Source organism: Faecalibaculum rodentium (assembly GCF_001564455.1).
Lineage (GTDB): Bacteria > Bacillota_I > Bacilli_A > Erysipelotrichales > Erysipelotrichaceae > Faecalibaculum > Faecalibaculum rodentium.
The window spans coordinates 127,890-145,203 of the sequence record NZ_CP011391.1 but is presented as its reverse complement, the minus strand read 5'-3'; the positions used below and the strand labels follow the sequence as shown (position 1 = coordinate 145,203).

The 17,314-nt window shown below is 51.6% G+C and carries 17 protein-coding genes and 1 CRISPR repeat array; of the genes, 12 read left to right on the top strand and 5 right to left on the bottom strand.

Translation table 11 applies throughout. The annotated features are described in order from the left end of the window. Window positions 1–2: 2 nt before the first annotated feature. Genes csm2 through cas2 form a run of 8 tightly spaced genes read left to right on the top strand, consistent with a single transcriptional unit; the run spans window position 3 to window position 5,913 of the window. Window positions 3–509 carry a type III-A CRISPR-associated protein Csm2 gene (gene csm2 / locus aalo17_RS00685; protein WP_067554221.1) on the top strand — a complete coding sequence of 169 codons (507 nt, stop codon included), beginning with the start codon at window positions 3–5 and terminating at the stop codon, window positions 507–509. Next, a complete protein-coding gene (gene csm3 / locus aalo17_RS00680) occupies window positions 509–1,141 on the top strand; it encodes a type III-A CRISPR-associated RAMP protein Csm3 (RefSeq protein ID WP_067554218.1) in 633 nt (210 codons plus the stop codon). The genes csm2 and csm3 overlap by 1 nt, the downstream gene beginning before the upstream one ends. Beyond that, window positions 1,138–2,100 (top strand): type III-A CRISPR-associated RAMP protein Csm4, encoded by a 963-nt coding sequence (gene csm4, locus aalo17_RS00675; RefSeq protein ID WP_067554215.1) that lies wholly within the window; start codon window positions 1,138–1,140, stop codon window positions 2,098–2,100. The genes csm3 and csm4 overlap by 4 nt, the downstream gene beginning before the upstream one ends. Continuing rightward, window positions 2,100–3,257 carry a type III-A CRISPR-associated RAMP protein Csm5 gene (gene csm5, locus aalo17_RS00670; RefSeq protein ID WP_067554213.1) on the top strand — a complete coding sequence of 386 codons (1,158 nt, stop codon included), beginning with the start codon at window positions 2,100–2,102 and terminating at the stop codon, window positions 3,255–3,257. The genes csm4 and csm5 overlap by 1 nt, the downstream gene beginning before the upstream one ends. Then, the gene (locus aalo17_RS00665) at window positions 3,254–3,970 is read left to right on the top strand and encodes a hypothetical protein (RefSeq protein WP_067554210.1); all 717 of its coding nucleotides are present in this window, start codon (window positions 3,254–3,256) and stop codon (window positions 3,968–3,970) included. The genes csm5 and aalo17_RS00665 overlap by 4 nt, the downstream gene beginning before the upstream one ends. Beyond that, on the top strand, window positions 3,948–4,664 hold the full coding sequence (gene cas6, locus aalo17_RS00660; protein WP_158507653.1) for a CRISPR-associated endoribonuclease Cas6: 717 nt from the start codon (window positions 3,948–3,950) through the stop codon (window positions 4,662–4,664). The genes aalo17_RS00665 and cas6 overlap by 23 nt, the downstream gene beginning before the upstream one ends. Beyond that, entirely contained in the window at window positions 4,661–5,650 is a 990-nt protein-coding gene (gene cas1 / locus aalo17_RS00655) for a CRISPR-associated endonuclease Cas1 (protein ID WP_067554204.1), read from the top strand. The genes cas6 and cas1 overlap by 4 nt, the downstream gene beginning before the upstream one ends. 2 nt (window positions 5,651–5,652) lie before the next feature. Further along, window positions 5,653–5,913, top strand: coding sequence for a CRISPR-associated endonuclease Cas2 (cas2, locus tag aalo17_RS00650; RefSeq protein WP_067554201.1), 261 nt, complete (start codon window positions 5,653–5,655; stop codon window positions 5,911–5,913). A 93-nt stretch (window positions 5,914–6,006) separates the two neighbouring features. Continuing rightward, a CRISPR array of direct repeats spans window positions 6,007–8,078; the repeat unit is 31 nt; unit sequence GCGTTAATCCTTAATAAGAACAATATTTACC. Between the two features lie 192 nt (window positions 8,079–8,270). On the opposite strand, the gene aalo17_RS00645 is transcribed toward cas2, so the two are convergent. The 3 genes from aalo17_RS00645 to deoD form a co-directional block, all read right to left on the bottom strand. Then, window positions 8,271–9,365 carry a PTS transporter subunit EIIC gene (locus aalo17_RS00645; protein ID WP_067554198.1) on the bottom strand — a complete coding sequence of 365 codons (1,095 nt, stop codon included), beginning with the start codon at window positions 9,363–9,365 and terminating at the stop codon, window positions 8,271–8,273. 302 nt (window positions 9,366–9,667) lie between these two features. Further along, a complete protein-coding gene (locus tag aalo17_RS00640; RefSeq protein WP_067554195.1) occupies window positions 9,668–10,864 on the bottom strand; it encodes a phosphopentomutase in 1,197 nt (398 codons plus the stop codon). Next, window positions 10,861–11,565, bottom strand: a complete 705-nt coding sequence (gene deoD / locus aalo17_RS00635) for a purine-nucleoside phosphorylase (RefSeq protein ID WP_067554192.1) — start codon at window positions 11,563–11,565, stop codon at window positions 10,861–10,863. The genes aalo17_RS00640 and deoD overlap by 4 nt, the downstream gene beginning before the upstream one ends. A gap of 122 nt (window positions 11,566–11,687) precedes the next feature. Between deoD and udp the strand changes: the two genes are divergently transcribed. The 3 genes from udp (at window position 11,688) to aalo17_RS00620 (ending at window position 14,525) form a co-directional block, all read left to right on the top strand. Then, window positions 11,688–12,476 (top strand): uridine phosphorylase, encoded by a 789-nt coding sequence (gene udp, locus aalo17_RS00630; protein ID WP_067554189.1) that lies wholly within the window; start codon window positions 11,688–11,690, stop codon window positions 12,474–12,476. Further along, on the top strand, window positions 12,469–12,861 hold the full coding sequence (gene cdd / locus aalo17_RS00625; protein ID WP_067554186.1) for a cytidine deaminase: 393 nt from the start codon (window positions 12,469–12,471) through the stop codon (window positions 12,859–12,861). Before udp ends, cdd begins: the two co-directional genes overlap by 8 nt. 281 nt (window positions 12,862–13,142) lie before the next feature. Next, entirely contained in the window at window positions 13,143–14,525 is a 1,383-nt protein-coding gene (locus aalo17_RS00620; protein WP_067554183.1) for an MATE family efflux transporter, read from the top strand. Window positions 14,526–14,659: 134 nt separating this feature from the next. On the opposite strand, the gene aalo17_RS00615 is transcribed toward aalo17_RS00620, so the two are convergent. Continuing rightward, window positions 14,660–15,088: a hypothetical protein gene (locus tag aalo17_RS00615; protein WP_067554180.1), complete on the bottom strand. Its 429-nt coding sequence runs from the start codon at window positions 15,086–15,088 to the stop codon at window positions 14,660–14,662. After that, window positions 15,085–15,288 carry a helix-turn-helix transcriptional regulator gene (locus aalo17_RS00610; RefSeq protein WP_067554177.1) on the bottom strand — a complete coding sequence of 68 codons (204 nt, stop codon included), beginning with the start codon at window positions 15,286–15,288 and terminating at the stop codon, window positions 15,085–15,087. Before aalo17_RS00610 ends, aalo17_RS00615 begins: the two co-directional genes overlap by 4 nt. Before the next feature lie 705 nt (window positions 15,289–15,993). Between aalo17_RS00610 and ltrA the strand changes: the two genes are divergently transcribed. Next, complete coding sequence (gene ltrA / locus aalo17_RS00605) at window positions 15,994–17,307, top strand: group II intron reverse transcriptase/maturase (RefSeq protein ID WP_067554174.1); 1,314 nt, start codon at window positions 15,994–15,996, stop codon at window positions 17,305–17,307. Window positions 17,308–17,314 lie beyond the last annotated feature (7 nt).

Below are 17,314 nucleotides of genomic sequence, written 5' to 3'. Positions count from 1 at the left end.
ATATGGCTTACCAGGATAACAAATACAGAAACGATCACGGCTACAACCGGAATCCGGGAAATTACAACAACCAGAGGAACAATGCTGTTTCATTCGAAACGGTCACGGTCCCTCTTTCCGTTCAGTACAAAGACAAAGCGAAGCTGTACCTCACAGACGGGGTCGCCCAGAAAACAGCCAGGCAGTTTGTGGGAGCCAAAATCACCACGCACCAGCTGAGAAAAGTGCTCTCTCAGGCCAAGCAGGCTGTGACAATCATGGAAAGTGGCGGTTCCAGGTTCAACGAAGCCAGAAATGTACTTTTCATGCTGCTGCCCATGTCCGCCTACAACGCCGGCCGTCTTCCGGCAGTGAAGCCCTTGTACCTCTTTCTGAAGGCAAACATTTCCGAAGAAACGCTGAAGGGTCCGGAAGACATTTCAGTCTTCGACAGCCTGATGACAAGCATCGTCGCCTATCACAAATATGAAGAGGAACAGAACAAAAACAAGTCCGGGAGGAGATCATAATGCTTAAGAAAATACTGCGAATGAACTATGAACTGGAACTGCTGAGCGGTTTGCATATCGGCGGTTCTACCGATGTATTCGACATTGGCGGCGCGGATTCCACAATCATCAAGAACCCCATGACGGGTGAGCCCTATATCCCCGGTTCCAGCATCAAAGGCAAGATCCGGTCTGTTCTCACCATGAAATACGGTCAGATCGATGAAAAGGAACAGGACTATACCCTTGAAGATAACAAGGTATTCCTGAGTCTTTTTCAGCCGGTGGAAGATTTGAACCCCATTCAGGTCAGCCGCGCCATTTTCCGGGACGCGGTTCTTACCCCAGAGTCCAGGGACAGGCTGCAGCAGCATCTGGGAGCCGGCAATTTTACGGAAATCAAGGCGGAAAACAAAATCAACCCACTGAAGGGCAAAGCGGAAAACCCGCGCTTCATTGAACGGGTTCCAGCCTCAGCCGTTTTTGAGGGGGAGATCATCCTGCAGATTTTTGACGGCGACAACGAAGAAGAGCTCCGCCGGGGCCTGGAAGAAGGAATCCGTCTTCTGGAACTCAGCTATCTGGGCGGAAGCGGAACAAGAGGCTATGGAAAGATTGCCATTAACGACACTGACTTTGAAGAGGTGTCATGATGAAAACCTATCAGGCCACTTTCTGCGCGGGATCGGCCCTGACAGATTTGCCCTCTGCTCAGACGATTTTCGGAGCCATCTGCCAGATCCTGACAGATACGGAAGGAGAGGCGCCCCTGGCTGAATATCTGGATTCCTTTCAGGACCAGCCGCTGATGGTTCATTCCTCCCTGTTTCCCGAAGACCTTTTCCCCATGCCAAAGCGCAGTATCTTCTCTCTGGCTTTTGTCAATGAATCGGTCCACTCTTCCAATCCGCGAAACAAACTGCAGGCGATGGCCGGTTACAAGAAGTATAAAAAAATCCGCTATGTCAGCCGGAAAATCCTGGAGAATTATATCCTGCCCAACAGGTTTGAACAGCTGCAGAAAGACCTCCTTGCAAACCCGGAGCGCTTCACTCTTCTCGAATCGGGCATTCTGCGCCTGAGCTCGGAAACATCAGACTACCGGCAGAAGACTGTTCTTCAGACTCGTAACGGCAGCCGGGGCACCACGACCGAAAAGGATCTGTTTTACACAAAGACCATCTATCCGGATCCCGCCCAGAAGTTCTCCCTGTACATCAAGTCCGACTGGCCTCGAGAAAGAATCGAGGATTTGCTGATGAAACTGGAAATCTTCGGTCTGGGCAGTCGACGTACGGTCGGGATGAATGTGTTCACCCTGCTGGGTTTGAAGGAAATCCGGCTGCAGACCACGGGCGAACTACAATATCTTCTGTCCGACTGTGTTCCTGATGAAGCGGTAGACCTGGACCGGTCCTGCTATGGGCTGCAGTCGGCCGTTTTCCGCGGGTCAAAATCCTATAATGGCGGGTATTTCACCGGTCGTTACACGTATCTGACACCCGGCAGCCTGATCAACTCGGTGAACAGGAAAGGCTGGACGGGGATGCTGGTCAGGGACGAGTCGCAGGGAAAAACCGTCTGGCACTATGGAATGGGGTTTGTATTCTGATGGCTATCTACAAAACGATTACGCCTGTCCACATTGGCACAGGCAACGAAATTCCCGGGTTCGAGTATCACTGGTCCGGGAACAGGATTTCCCGCTATCTGGCGGATAATATCCTGAAATCTATCCCGCCCAGGCAGCTGCTGAACACCCGGATGCTGGAGGATCTTGCCAGGTACGCGGGAAAGACTCCGGAGAAGAAAGAAGCCGTTTACCGGCAGCTGCAGTCTTTCACGGATTTCGGCAAGCTTCATCCCATCTATACCTGCGCTTTGAATGTGGAGTACCCGGATGAAATCATTTATAAAAACGTCAGTGAGCAGATCAAAACGCTGGATACAGCCTATATTCCGGGATCCACGCTGAAAGGAGCCGTTGAGAATGCCTTCCGGTACCAGTTGCTGAAAGATCATTACGACCGGATCGAGCCCGAACTGCCGCAGTTTCTGCAGGAACTGGGCAACCGTTCCGTAAAAGAAGGCTTCATCCTCACTTTGCTGGGGGAACGGAAAGGGTCGGACGAGTTTTTCCGGAACCTGTTTGGCTGCCTGATCTGCCAAGACGTTCCTTTCCGGAACATGGAAGTTCTGCAAGGATGCCGTCTGGGCAAAACCGAGCGGAATGACATACCGATTCCCTATACAGAGGTGATTTCTCCGGCCCAGGAAACGCAGGGACCAGCCCTGTTCGTACTTGACGAAAAAAAGCTGGAACGCATGAGAGAAAATGCCACCGCTGCTCAGAGCCTCGTTCTGGATTCCTTCAATGACTCCTACCTTAAAAAGGCGTGCACATCCTATACGCTGGATATGCTGCAAAGCGACCTGACCCCTGACATGAAAAGGTATTTCGAAGACCAGGGGTTTGAGTATCTGTATGCGTTCTGCCAGGATTTGAAGCGCAAAATTGAAACCAGCCCAGAGGATACGGTTTACCTGCGGGTGGGAAAATATACCAATTATTTCTACAAGACCGTCAGCTGGCTGGTCAAGACCCGATCTTTCCGCCTGTACAGCGAATACTTTCAGCAGGCTTTTTCACCCCTTGGCCGGTCGAAAAAAGGTGCCAGCCTGGATCCCCGGAAAATGCCCTCCACCAGAACTGTTCTCTGGAACTATGATAATGCCTGGCTGCTGGGATTTCTGGAAATCCGGCCATGATCACCAAAGGAACTTACCGTGTCTGCTTTCCGGCAGGCGCTGTCTTTCACGAAAATCCATCGCTCATGCTGTACCGGGATATCATGAACTATATCCGCAAGCTGTCCTGCTTCAATGCAGACAAGAAGTGCCGCGATTGTCCGGAATCGGGTTTCTGCAAGTACCATCAGGTCAGCGGCGGAAACTTTGACTGGTCGCCCTCTCTGTTGATCCGGTCTTCTGTGTTTTATCACCAGGTAGCCGGTCCCGGGGAAGTGATGGATTTTAATTTTTTCTTCATCGGGTCGGGGATCAGCTTTCTTCCCTTCATTGAGCTTTTCTTTCAAAGCCATTCTCATCTTCATGGCATCCCCATGATCCTTAAGGGGTTTGAAAGAACCAGTATGGATGAAACGCCCCTGTCCGCAAAGGGCATCCGTATTCTGACACCGGTTGAATCTGCGGATATCTCTTCCGTTCTGCAGGAAATGGTTACCTGCTGGAATGATAAGTATCAGGCGGATATCGGCCTGTCGCTGACAGCAAGGAACAGACTGGAAAACCCGGTTCGGGTTTCTATGCCAGGCTTCCGCACCGGCGGAAGGGAAATACGTCCAAAGGGCTATGCCGGTCAGGTGAAGGAGCTGGAACTTCCGGCTTTTGCGCTGGAGACGGGAATCGGCAAATGGAATTTCATGGGAGGTGGCCGGCTTGAGACTGAAAGTGATTCTTGACTCAGACCAGATCACCCTGCCTTTGAACTACAAGAATTTGCTGCAGGGTGTCATCTATTCTTCATTCAAAAACGAAGAGTACGGGTCCTTCCTGCATAATACCGGTTATCAGAGTGGGCCGAAGCCTTTCAAGCTGTTTGTCCTTTCCGACTTGCTGGGGACTTTCCATATCCATGAACGGCAGATTACCTACTCCGGCAAGCTGGAGTTTTATATCGGCTCCCTGTCCAATGGTTTTCTGGAGACTCTTTATCAGCGCTGGCTTTCTGCCGGATCCCTGCGCCTTGGCACAAACAGACTGGAAATTTCTGCCATGGCCATTGAAGACCTGCCCTGGTTTCCCGATACAAAAGAAGTCACGATCAGGACCCTTTCGCCTGTCACAGCCTACCGCTCGGAAAACGGCAAATTTCAGTATTATTCTCCGGAAGAATCTGAATTCCAGACACTGTGTCTGCAGAACATCCAGGAAAAAAGCCAGGCTTACTTCAATTACTGTCAGGTGCCTGTTTTTTCCATCACTGATGTGAAGCAGGCCAGAAAGCGGATCGTTCATTTTAAGAATACGTTCTATATCGCCTACGCCGCCGAGCTGAAGGTTCTGACCAATTTCGAAACGCTGCAGCTGATCTGGAGCGCAGGTCTGTCTGCCAAGAATCCTGCTGGATTCGGCATGATTCAGGTTCTTTCATGAACCCGGTCTATCTGTACAAAAGCGGAGAGCTGAAACGTAAAGACAGTTCCCTCGCCCTGGAAAGCGCCGACGGAGAAGAAATTCTGATTCCCATAGAGCAGACAGAATCCATCTTCTGTTTCGGAGAAATCACATTCAACAAACGGCTGCTGGGTCTGCTGAACAGGCATTCGATTCCACTGCTCTTCTTCAATTATTACGGAGACTGCATTGGAAGTTTTCTTCCGGTGACGACCAGGACCGGGACCTGCCTGATTGCCCAGGCCAATGCCTTTCAGAATGAATCTGTCCGACTGATGATTGCCAAAAGCATCCAGTCAGCCGCCTTCCAGAATATGATCAATATCTGCAAGTACTATCAGAAAAAGGACAAAGATTTGAATACTGTCATAAGCAGCCTGATGCGACTGAAAGGCGAACTGACTGAAGCAGACTCTGTGGAGGAAATCCTGCTGCTGGAGGCAAAGTCAAAGTCTGAATATTACCAGATATTCGACATAATCCTTGCAGGAAGCGGATTCAGGTTCGGCCACAGGTCAAAACGGCCGCCTGCAACCCCCGTGAACTCCATGATCAGCTATGGTAACACCCTTCTGTACGGACAGCTGCTGGCTATGCTTCACCAAAGCCGCCTGGTCCCGGAAATCTCGTTCATTCACAGCGTGGTCAAGAAAGGAGCTTCGCTCCAGTATGACCTGGCGGATATCTACAAGCCTTTTCTTGTTGACCGGCTTCTGATGCGCCTGGTCCGTAAAAAGGAAATCAAGCGTCAGCATTTTGACCAGCAGGAAAACTCCTGCTACATGAACAAAGATGGAAGCAGGATATTTGTGGCAGCTTTCCAGCAGCTCCTCAAAACAACTGTGAATATCGACGGCCGCTCATTGTCCTATAAATCCATCATGATGCGGGACATCAACCGTCTGGTCAGATTCATCCAGGACCCAGACTCGGCAGATCTGCGCTTCTTTGAAGTCGGGTGGTAAGCATGAACGTTATCTGTGTCTATGATGTGGATTCAGCAAAGTGCGTCAAGCTGATGAAAGTGCTCCGACGCTATCTGTTCCACGTACAGGATTCGGTATTTCAGGGAGTGCTGACCCCGAAACAGTTCCGGGTACTCCAGAATGAGCTGAAGGAGCTGACCTCGGAAAAGGACTCGGTGATTTTCTACTTTACGTATAATGACAAGGACCTCAACACCACCTCCTATGGACGGGCACCGGAGGACCGGACCATTATCATGTGAAAATTCCATATCAGAAAGAGAGACCACCCGAAACTTGCGGAGTGGTCTTTTTCTGATGGCTGTCGGAAGACTGGTACCGACAGAACCATTCCTTCGTTAACCCTGAACAGGAACAATATTTACCCTGGATGGGGTCAGAGCTGCAGGTGACTGGAGCGGTGTTAATCCTTAATAAGAACAATATTTACCATTGTGAGCGGCCACAGTGTTTACCGCCAAAGTTTTAGCGTTAATCCTTAATAAGAACAATATTTACCACAGCGCAGAGCCACATGGTCAGCGCAGAGATTACGCGTTAATCCTTAATAAGAACAATATTTACCATGAAGGCGTTCTGACAGGTAAATGGATGAAGATTGTCGCGTTAATCCTTAATAAGAACAATATTTACCGAAATACCTGCTGACAAAAAATTATCAGGCAGCAGAGCGTTAATCCTTAATAAGAACAATATTTACCAAAAGCAAGTCAGACGTTATCGGAGTTGGTTAAAGCGTTAATCCTTAATAAGAACAATATTTACCTGGCTGGAATAGCCTAGGAGGTAAACACATGGAAAACTACAAAGCGTTAATCCTTAATAAGAACAATATTTACCTGTTTCAACCGCCATCAATAATTGTTTCCAGCTCATCACGCGTTAATCCTTAATAAGAACAATATTTACCCAAATTTGTATCTTCTCAGTGCCACACGGAAAATTGCTTGCGTTAATCCTTAATAAGAACAATATTTACCCCGGGTCAACCACGAAAGGCAGGACAACGGCTATTGAGCGTTAATCCTTAATAAGAACAATATTTACCTAGAAGAGGTGGCAGAGTGGGAAGGATTTAACGATATTTACAGCGTTTATCCTTAATAAGAACAATATTTACCCAGAAAAAACTGGATGAACGAATCATCCAGGGAAAGCGTTAATCCTTAATAAGAACAATATTTACCACGATGCCCGGGGAAGATTGATGGTGACAGCGCTGCGCGTTAATCCTTAATAAGAACAATATTTACCACAAACGCAGATGTAAAATGTTATATCCGTGAAACAGCGTTAATCCTTAATAAGAACAATATTTACCAAGACGAAATGCAGACAGCAGATTACGACAAATTAGAGCGTTAATCCTTAATAAGAACAATATTTACCTCAACAGCATGCTTCTGACTGAGGGCTGGGACTGGCGTTAATCCTTAATAAGAACAATATTTACCCTTATGGCCCATGATCTTTTTGACGACTCTGGCATCGGCGTTAATCCTTAATAAGAACAATATTTACCGGTATTTCCCAGCAAAGAAGACCTGGACGAATTCTAGCGTTAATCCTTAATAAGAACAATATTTACCAAGGAGACACACACATGAACATCATTGAAGCGACAAAGCGTTAATCCTTAATAAGAACAATATTTACCCGTAACTGGAAATGGATGTAAGGAGGATACAACCAGCGTTAATCCTTAATAAGAACAATATTTACCCAACTTCCTGAACGAGGCACGATACCAAAAACTTCAGGCGTTAATCCTTAATAAGAACAATATTTACCGATCCGGAGTTTGATGACGTGCTAGCAGAGCTCCAGGCGTTAATCCTTAATAAGAACAATATTTACCCGTAATCTGAAGAAAGCTGTCCGTGAAGCAGATTGCGTTAATCCTTAATAAGAACAATATTTACCTAAAACAATGTTTAATGAATCTAAACTTCAGAAACACTTGCGTTAATCCTTAATAAGAACAATATTTACCTGAAGCAATGACGCAGGGAATCATCAAAGAAATGGCAGGCGTTAATCCTTAATAAGAACAATATTTACCGAGCAGCAGGAGCGGGACAGCCTGAAAATCGAAAACGCGTTAATCCTTAATAAGAACAATATTTACCGAAACGATTCTGGTTCTTACTGGTGCAACACGTGGAGCGTTAATCCTTAATAAGAACAATATTTACCATATGCCTGTTTATGAGCTTACAAACCAAGAATTATATTGCGTTAATCCTTAATAAGAACAATATTTACCAGGAAAGGAAATAAAAAAATGTTTAAGAAATCTAAACTTGCGTTAATCCTTAATAAGAACAATATTTACCAAAATGCGGATCCTGATACGGACTTGGACGACGTCATCAAGCGTTAATCCTTAATAAGAACAATATTTACCTGAGACCTCGCGGACAAAAATCATAGTCTGTCTTCAGTTCATGAACAAAACTACTCGTTTTCTGTCCCAGTCTCCGGATACAAGCTGATTATACGCCAAAAACCATCGACGTTCCCTCAAAAACAAGGCAGATTCGCCCCTCATTTAAGGCTGAATCTGCCAAATCGTCGATAAACTTTATCCCTTCTGCACCTATTTCTCCCCCGATTTCATCAGCACAAACGTCACCGCTGCCGCAACAACAAAGGCTATGGCCGCAGCAATGATCTCATTGACCAGGTTCATGGCCGAGGCCCCGGTGAAGCTCAGGAACACCAGTAAACTCGCCACGGGTACCAGGTTGGTGCACACGACACCGGTAATGCCGGCATACAGCGCCCCGCAGAATCCCCCGGCCATCATCCCCGCCAGGGGCTTTTTGTACTGGAATCCCACGCCATAGAGCCCGGGTTCGGTTACGCCGCCAATCATCTGGGCAATGACGCAGCTCATGGCTTTGGCCTTGTCTTCGGTTCCCCGCAGGGCAAGAAAGGCGCCGAGGCACATGCCGCCTATGGAGAAGGAACTGGCGGTGCAGGCGGGGAAAATCAGGGCATCGACTTCGCCGGTGGCGAGAATGGTGATGATGGTCGTGATGAAGATCCAGTGCATGCCGGACATGACGATGTACTGCCAGAAGGCGCCAATGAGGGCCATGGACAGAATCGTGCCAATACCGCCCAGGCTTCCAAGGCTCAGGACGAAGTCACAGATGAACTGACCGAGCCAGGTGCCCAGGGGTGCGACGAGGCACAGGGTGATGGGCAGCATGACGAGAATGGTCAGGAAGGGAACAAAGACGTCCTGGAGGACTTTGGGGATGACTCTTTCCACGCCTTTGTAGACGTAGCTCATGATCCAGCAGGAGAGCAGGATGGGGAGAATGGTGCCGGAATAGGCCAGACTGGGAACCGTGAGGCCGAACACCACCAGGCTCTGGTCCAGGGCTGCAAAGGTGGGGTGGATCAGAATGGCACCAAGGAACATGCCGAGCAGTCCGCTGACTTTGAAGTAGGTCGCAGAGGTATAGCCGGCGTAGATGGGCAGGAAGTAGAATCCTGCATCAGCGACGAAACTGAGCAGGATGTACAGATCGCTGTCGGCATGTATCCAGCCAAGGACGTCGGGGCCGAAGACCGCCAGGAGTGTCTTGAACATGGCGGCGCCGATCAGCACCGGGATCAGAGGTACGAGCGAACCGGACAGTGCGTTGAGGATCGCAGAGCCCACAGACTTCAGTTTCTTCATAACCTTCCCTCCTCCCGCCGTTCTCTCCAGGTACGGCGGGTTTTCACGTTCCCATAATAACATAATGATAGGACATTGATTCGGAGGGCCGGTGATTATACAGGTGTAATCTCCGGCCCTCCGAATCAAAAGACAGTCCTGTCCATAAGTGTTGCAGAGTCGGCTGATGGGCCTGGTCGAATCCGTAAAGGAAAAAATGTCGCAGCTGTGACAAAAATTCCGGATATTTTGGCGCACGTGCGACAAAAGTTCCACTTATGATCCTCCCCGGCAGCCATCATCGACATCCTGCGGATCTTTCCTTACAGCTCAATGGCCGGCTGTGTCTTCAGTTCCGCCATCTCCGGTACAGGTACGCCAAAGTTTTCCGCCACCAGTCTGCCAATGGCCGCAAAGGTATCCTGCTCCGGCAGCGGCCCTCCCTGCTTCATGGATGGGCTCCAGGCCAGCAGCGGCACGCGCTCCCGGGTGTGATCCGTGCCGGTCCAGGTGGGGTCATTGCCATGATCGGCTGTCACCAGGAGCAGATCATCCGGCCTCAGGGCCTGCATCAGCTCCCCGAGCCTTTCATCAAAGGCTTCCACCTCCCGGGCGTATCCCGGCACATTGCGCCGGTGGCCCCATTTCGCGTCGAAATCCACGAGGTTCGTGAACACCAGCCCTGTGAAGTCCCGCTTTGTCAGATCAATGGTCTGCTCCATGCCCTGCACCGAGGAATCGGAGTGGATCGCCTCGGTGATGCCTTCGCCGTCAAAAATATCCCGGATCTTCCCCACGGAAATCACCTCGAACCCCGCATCCTTCAGGCTGTCCAGCACGGTGTGGCCAAAGGGCTTCAGGGCATAGTCGCGGCGGTTGGCCGTCCGCACGAACTCCCCCGGTTTCTTCCCCACATAGGGTCGGGCAATGACACGCCCGACTTTCCATTCCGGTTTCATGGTCAGCCGCCGGGCAATCTCGCAGCACCGGTACAGCTCCTGGAGTCCGAACGTCTCCTCATTGCCGCAGATCTGCAGGACGGAATCCGCTGAGGTGTAGACAATCATGTGCCCTGTGGCGATTTCCTCCGGCGCCAGTTCCTCCAGGATCTGAGTCCCGGACGCCGGGCGGTTGCCGATGACCCTGCGGCCGGTCTCCCGTTCCAGGGCCTCGATCAGTGCCGGCGGAAAATGCCCGAAGGTCTGGAACGGCGTGTCGATTTTGAGCCCCATCATTTCCCAGTGCCCGGTCATGGTGTCCTTCCCCGCCGATGCTTCGTTCAAAAACCCATACCTGCCCACAGGGGCCGGATCCGGTGTCTGGTGGGCGAGTGGCCTCAGACTGCCCAGCCCGAGTTTCATCAGCACGGGAATCTTCCAGCCGGGTGTGGCCTGGGCAATGTGCCCCATGGTGTCGGCTCCTTCATCCCCGAACGCCGCCGCATCCCGCGCACCGCCGGCCCCGAAGGAATCCACCACCACGACAAAAATCCGTCTGTATGCCCCGGTCCGCCTCGTCACTGCACGAGCTCCAGGGCAACTTTCATCATCTGCGTGAAGCCGGTCTCCCGATCCTGGCTGGACAGGCCGCTGCCCTCCAGGGGCTTGTCGGAGATCGTCAGCAGACACAGGGCCTTCTTCCCGGCCCTCGCCGCATTGAGGTACAGCGCCGCAGCTTCCATTTCCACCGCCAGGATCCCCATGGACTTCCACCGCAGGAGCGCATCTTTCTGGTCGTTGTAGAAAATATCCGAAGACAGAATGTTCCCGGCCATCACCCGCACCCCGAGTTCGTCGCACAGAGAGACCGCGTTCATCGCCAGGTCGAAATCCGCTGTCGGGGCAATGATACCCGGCATGTTGAACTGCGTCGCATAGTTTGAATCCGTGCTCGCAGCCACGCCGACGACGAGATCCATCAGCTCCAGCTCCGGTGCCAGTCCTCCGGCACTGCCGATGCGGATGATGGTATCGACGCCATAGAAATTGTAGAGCTCATAGGAATAAATGCCGATGGAGGGCATTCCCATGCCCGATCCCATGACCGTGACGTCTTTCCCGTTGTACTTTCCGGTGTATCCCAGCATGTTGCGGACGCTGTTGACCTGGACCGGATGTTCCAGAAAGTGCTCGGCGATGTATTTTGCCCGGAGTGGATCGCCGGGCATCAGAACGGTTGAGGCGATCTGACCGGGTTCTGCCTGAATGTGTGGTGTGGACATACAAGATTCTCCTTTTCCTTGCTTCTCTTGGATCTGTCTTCATCATATCCGTCTCAACAGGTTCTGACCATATTGAGCTGTCCGGCAGACTGCCGGTACAATACAACAAAGGAGGACACATCATGAAATACAGCCAGAACGGACTTCCCTATCATATCGGCGTATCCGCAGAGGACATCGGCCGCTATGTGCTGCTGCCCGGAGACCCGAAGCGGGTGAAGAAAATCGCGTCGCATCTGGACAGCGCCCGGAAAGTGGGGGACAGCCGGGAATACGAAACCTGGACTGGCATGCTGGATGGCGAACCGGTGACGGTGATGTCCACAGGCATCGGAGGTCCCAGTGCAGCCATCGCCCTGGAGGAGCTGTCCGATCTGGGAGCCCACACGTTTATCCGGGTCGGGACCTGCGGCGGGATTCAGCCGGAGGTCAAAAGCGGCGACCTGGTCATTGCGACTGCCGCAGTCAGGCAGGACGGAACAAGCCGGGAATATGCCCCGCTGGCCTGGCCGGCCACGGCGGATTTCGATGTGATGTCCGCTTTGCATCAGGCAGCACCCAGGGCTCATCTGGGTGTGGTGCAGACCAAGGATTCCTTCTATGGCCAGCACGATCCCGACCGGATGCCTGTGGCGGGCAGACTCAACGGGGAGTGGGAGGCGTGGAAGCGCCTGGGCGTCCTTGGCAGCGAGATGGAATGTGCGGCGTTGTTCACCGTGGCTGCGTACCGGAAGGTGCGCTGCGGCGCCGTGCTGCTGGTCATGGCGAACCAGGAACGGGAAAAAACCGGACTGGCCAATCCGGTGGTCCGGGATACAGAACAGGCCATTGAAGCAGCGATCCGGGGAATGCGGATGCTGCTCGTCCGGGACCGGGAGGCCGCAGGTCTGCAGGAGACAGACCGTGACTGACCGGCGGATCCTGGAAGAGGCGCAGTCTGCTGCCGCCAATGCCTATGTCCCCTATTCGCACTTCCCCGTGGCAGCGGTCCTGGAACTGAAGGATGGCACGCTGCTGTCGGGATGCAATGTGGAAAACGCCAGTTATGGCCTGTGCATGTGTGCGGAACGCAATGTCCTGTTCATGTCGGTGACCTGCGGTGTCCCGAAGGAAGAGATCGCCTCCCTGACGGTCTATGCGCCCACAGAGTCCCTGACTACGCCCTGTGGTGCCTGCCGGCAGGTGATGGCGGAACTCCTGGAACCGGATACGCCCGTCATCGTGACAAATGGCACACAGGAGAAACGGTATACGGTGCGCAGCCTTCTACCGGATTCCTTCATGCTGGCGCCCTGAAAAATCATGCAGCCCACGGTTTCCGGCCCGAAAAAAGACAGACAATCGCGAATGGAGCCCGGTATGATACCTGGTTTTGCAGGACCTGATTCCGTGACAATATGTCACAGTTGCGGACAGACCTTCTTTGCAAATGGCCAAAGGTTTCTGCTAAAATCCCTATTGCACAAATCGAGTTTTCAACAACGACACGAGCTTTCGCAGCCGCAACGGTACAGATGGAAAACACCGGCGGCTGCTTTTTACTGCCGCCCGCATTTGCGCGGAAGGAGCATCGATTCATGAACGACAGTGCAATTCTTGGCAGTGGAAAGCTGTCCTCTCTGCTTGCGAAATTCGCAGTTCCCTGCATCTTTTCTCTGATCATATCGTGTCTTTACAATATCGCCGACCAGATTTTTGTCGGCCAGGGCATCGGCTATGAAGCCAATGCCGCCACGGGTGTCGTTTTCCCCATCACCGTCATTGGCTGGGGAATCTCCCTGTTTTTCGGAGACGGCGGCGCCGCAATGCTTTCCATGAAGATGGGAGAAAATGACAGAAAGTCCCTGCCTGCCATTGTCGGCAGCACGGTCATGGCCATCCTGATCACCGGTCTGGTCCTGATTGCCCTTTGTTATCTTGGCGGCACCGGCCTGCTCACTGTGATCGGGGCAACCGAAGCCACTCTGCCCATGGCATGGTCCTACGGTGTCATTATATTCGCCATGATGCCGCTGGCCATGGTCCAGAACGGCCTGGCTTCCATCATCCGGGCCGACGGGTCGCCTGAGTATGCCATGGGTGCCATGATTGTGGGAGCCGTGATCAACCTGATTGGCGATCCTCTGACGATCTTCGTCTTCCACTGGGGCATCCAGGGAGCCGCAATTGCCACGATCGCGGGACAGTTTGTCAGCTTCCTGCTCTGCATCGGCTACCTGTTCCGGGCGAAAAATTTCCGCCTCTCCTGGCCGTCCTTCCTCCCCAAATGGCACAGCCTGACTGGCGTGATGATGCTTGGCACCTCCAGTCTGATCACGCAGCTTTCCATTGTGGTCATCACGATCCTCAACAACATTCTGCTGGTTCACTACGGCGCGCTGTCCGCGTATGGCTCTGACATTCCGCTCGCAGCCTTTGTGGTTCTCATGAAGCTGTTCCAGATCGTGCTGAACATTGCCATCGGCCTGGCAGCCGGGGCACAGCCCATTGTGGGGTACAACTACGGATCCGGCAAATGGGACCGCGTCACCCATCTGTTCTGGCTTGTCATGGCCTGGACCTTCGGGCTGAGTCTGGTCTGCACCATGGCCTTCGAGTTTTTCCCGCTGTTCTTCGTGCAGCTTTTCGGCGCCAGCTCAGAACTGTATGTGGAATTCGCCTGCAACTGCCTGCGCATCTATCTTTGCCTTCTGCCTCTGACCTGTGTACAGAAAGGATGCGCCATCTTCCTGCAGTCCATTGGCCATGGCAAGTCGTCGGCGTTCCTGGCTGTGCTGCGGGACGGCCTGCTCATTGTCTTCACGCTGGTGGTGCCGATGTTCCTGGGCCTCGAGGGCATTTTCTGGGCCGCACCCTGTGCCGATGTCATTGCCTTTGCCCTGACGATCCCAGTCATGCAGACTTCTTTGAAGAAACTGAAAGGCGACGCACGGGTTCCCGTGACACAGCCGGCCGCCTGATTTATCCCCGAATACAGTCAAACCGCGCAGTGTACAAACAGTCTTGCGCGGTTTTTCTCATTTCCATGCAACATAATCCAGATCGTGGCTGTTGTTGTGGATTTCAGGTGTTGATGGCTGCCTGCAGCCAACCCTCACATTTCCCGCTCATACCGGATGCGGTACCAGATTCCGGTGATTTCCACAAACAGATAGGTGCAGACCAGCATCACGATAGGCACCAGATCCACCTGCATGAAAACAAATGCCACCATCAGGGCACCGAAGACAAATGTCATGACATCATAGGCCCTGGCCTTGGCTCGGGCTGCCACCGCAATATTGCGTTCATCAGCGGCTTCAATGGCCATCTGCTGCCGGATCTCCGGATAGGGCTGGAGGATGCGGTTCTGCACAAGTCCGGCCAGGCCGTGGCCGAACCATCCGCACCCCAGGGCTGTGAGCATGCCGCAAATGGCACGCAGCCAGCTGTTTTCCTGAACAGGCAGCTGCTTCATGGCCCAGAGACCGGCCAGCATGAGCATGATCCCCAGAACAGCTGTCATAAGATTTCTGTGTTTCATGTTTCCTCCTCCTCAAAAATGAATACTTCTTCGATGGTCCTGTGAAAATGCCTGGCAATCCTGAACGCCAGCTGAATGGAGGGATTGTACCGTCCCTTTTCCAGTGAACTGATGGTCTGCCGCGTGACCTGCAGGTCACGTGCCAGTTCCTCCTGCGTAATGCCCCGCTCTTTGCGCAGGGCCTCCAGACAGTTTTTCATGTCCGCTCCTTTTGTATGTAAAGCGCGCTTTCCATATTTTCAGTATATACAGATCCGCGTTTGGTGTAAAGTTCGCTTTACATCTACGTTCAGACAGCCGAAACGGCCTGCGTGGCTGGATGAGGTAAAACGCCAAAAAGAGCTGCAGTCCGCAGCTCTTTTCTTGTTGTGTGTCGGGCATGACGCACATCTAGCCGGTGAAAGTCCGGTCACGGGTATTTGCCGCCAAGTGTAGTGAACCGCAAGTCGAAAGCCGCGAGGCTGGGATGGAAGAAGCGGTGTAGCCAATCTGACGAGCCTACGAACAGAAACCTGATACAAGGCCAAATGGCGGGTGAGGTTGCAACACAAACCAAAGCCCAAAAGGCAAACGTAAAACCAAGACGGTAAATCAGGAGGTTGTGCAGAGAAAGATGTGTGCCTTACCCCGAGAGATCTCGCAGACGTCAGTCCAATAAGCTTTAAAAACAGCGATGGTGGTGCCAGTGGCATACGGTCCGAAAATGTTTACTGCGAGAAGTCAGAGCGGAGCATAGTAGGTAGTAATACTGAAGGCTCCTGCCGGTTATAGTGAGCGAATCGCTTTTGAGTAATTACCCTGCAGTCCGAAAGTCAGAATAGTCATAAGGTGAAGGATCGTAACCGGAGCCGGTGAAATGGATGGAGACGGTCAGGGAGTCTCTGTAAGAAAGAAGGAAACGCAAAATGAGATTGTCAGATTTGATTCTGGAATCCTCCAACATGGAGAAGGCCATCAGAAAGGTAGTGTCAAACCGCGGTTCAGCGGGAATCGATGACATGCCCGTTGATGAGATCAGAGCATGGATGGAGGTGAATGAGGATGAACTTGCAGAACAAATCCGGGAAATGAAATATAAGCCCAGTCCTGTCCGCAGAGCCTATATTCCCAAGCCAAATGGGAAAAAGAGGCCCTTGGGCATCCCGACTGTCGTAGACAGGGTCGTCCAGCAGGCTACGTATCAGATACTTTATCCGATATTTGATTCCACGTTCAGTGACAGCAGTTTTGGATTCAGAGAAGGTCGAAGCGCCCATCAGGCCATCGAGCGAACTCTGGAATATCTCAACGAAGGATATGAGTGGGTCGTGGACCTGGACATTGAAAAGTTCTTTGATATGGTCAACCACGACAAACTGATCTCGATCATTCGCCTGAAGGTCAATGAAAAGGAGACCCTTCATCTGATCCGTTCTTTTCTTAAAGCCGGAGTCATGGAAGAGGGGAAACTGAATAGAAATGACCTAGGGACGCCCCAAGGTGGTAATATTTCGCCGCTCCTTGCCAACATCTATCTGGATGTATTTGACAAGGAACTTGAAAACAGAGGATTGAGATTTGTCAGATACGCTGACGATGTCACGATCTACTGCCGAAGTGAGATGGCCGCCAACCGGGTAATGAGATCTGTATCCTCTTGGCTCGAACGGAAACTGTTCCTGAAGGTTTCGCCAACCAAAACGCATGTAGTCAGACCACCTGAAAGTACATTCCTTGGATTCACTTTCTGGAAGGGTAGAGACGGATGGAAGTGCAAGCCGGCAAACGACAGAAAACAGAGACTCTATAAGAATATGAAAGAGCTCCTGTGCCGTCGGAAAGCCGCTGCCATGCCTTTATCCTATCTGTTTACGAAAGTTAATCAGAAAGTCAGAGGATGGATCAACTATTTCAGTATTGGTTCCATGAAAAGATTCTTAATAGAATTTGGACAGTGGCTAAGACACAAAATTCGGGTAGTGATCTTTAAGCAATGGAAAAGACCGAAAACGCTCTTCAAGAATCTCATGATTCTGAACAAGCAGTTCAAAACGGGATTTTCCAAGGAAGAGATACGGCAGACTGCCAACTCGAGACTTGGCCTGTGGCGAACTACTGGGTGGAGGACTGTGAATTTCATCTTATCACCAAAGGTTCTTGCGTTACCCAACAAGGAAAAAGAACGACCGGGTCTGATCGACCCGGTCGGGTGTTACCTGAACTTACAGAATAAATCATAGCAAATTC

Excerpts from the sequence above, each read along its gene's own strand:
- udp (WP_067554189.1), top strand. The coding sequence starts at position 11,688 with ATGAAATACAGCCAGAACGGACTTCCCTATCATATCGGCGTATCCGCA.
- cas2 (WP_067554201.1), top strand. The coding sequence starts at position 5,653 with ATGAACGTTATCTGTGTCTATGATGTGGATTCAGCAAAGTGCGTCAAG.
- csm2 (WP_067554221.1), top strand. The coding sequence starts at position 3 with ATGGCTTACCAGGATAACAAATACAGAAACGATCACGGCTACAACCGG.
- csm4 (WP_067554215.1), top strand. The coding sequence starts at position 1,138 with ATGATGAAAACCTATCAGGCCACTTTCTGCGCGGGATCGGCCCTGACA.
- aalo17_RS00620 (WP_067554183.1), top strand. The coding sequence starts at position 13,143 with ATGAACGACAGTGCAATTCTTGGCAGTGGAAAGCTGTCCTCTCTGCTT.
- aalo17_RS00665 (WP_067554210.1), top strand. The coding sequence starts at position 3,254 with ATGATCACCAAAGGAACTTACCGTGTCTGCTTTCCGGCAGGCGCTGTC.
- csm5 (WP_067554213.1), top strand. The coding sequence starts at position 2,100 with ATGGCTATCTACAAAACGATTACGCCTGTCCACATTGGCACAGGCAAC.
- aalo17_RS00615 (WP_067554180.1), bottom strand. The coding sequence starts at position 15,088 with ATGAAACACAGAAATCTTATGACAGCTGTTCTGGGGATCATGCTCATG.
- aalo17_RS00645 (WP_067554198.1), bottom strand. The coding sequence starts at position 9,365 with ATGAAGAAACTGAAGTCTGTGGGCTCTGCGATCCTCAACGCACTGTCC.
- csm3 (WP_067554218.1), top strand. The coding sequence starts at position 509 with ATGCTTAAGAAAATACTGCGAATGAACTATGAACTGGAACTGCTGAGC.
- cas1 (WP_067554204.1), top strand. The coding sequence starts at position 4,661 with ATGAACCCGGTCTATCTGTACAAAAGCGGAGAGCTGAAACGTAAAGAC.
- deoD (WP_067554192.1), bottom strand. The coding sequence starts at position 11,565 with ATGTCCACACCACACATTCAGGCAGAACCCGGTCAGATCGCCTCAACC.
- aalo17_RS00610 (WP_067554177.1), bottom strand. The coding sequence starts at position 15,288 with ATGAAAAACTGTCTGGAGGCCCTGCGCAAAGAGCGGGGCATTACGCAG.
- ltrA (WP_067554174.1), top strand. The coding sequence starts at position 15,994 with ATGAGATTGTCAGATTTGATTCTGGAATCCTCCAACATGGAGAAGGCC.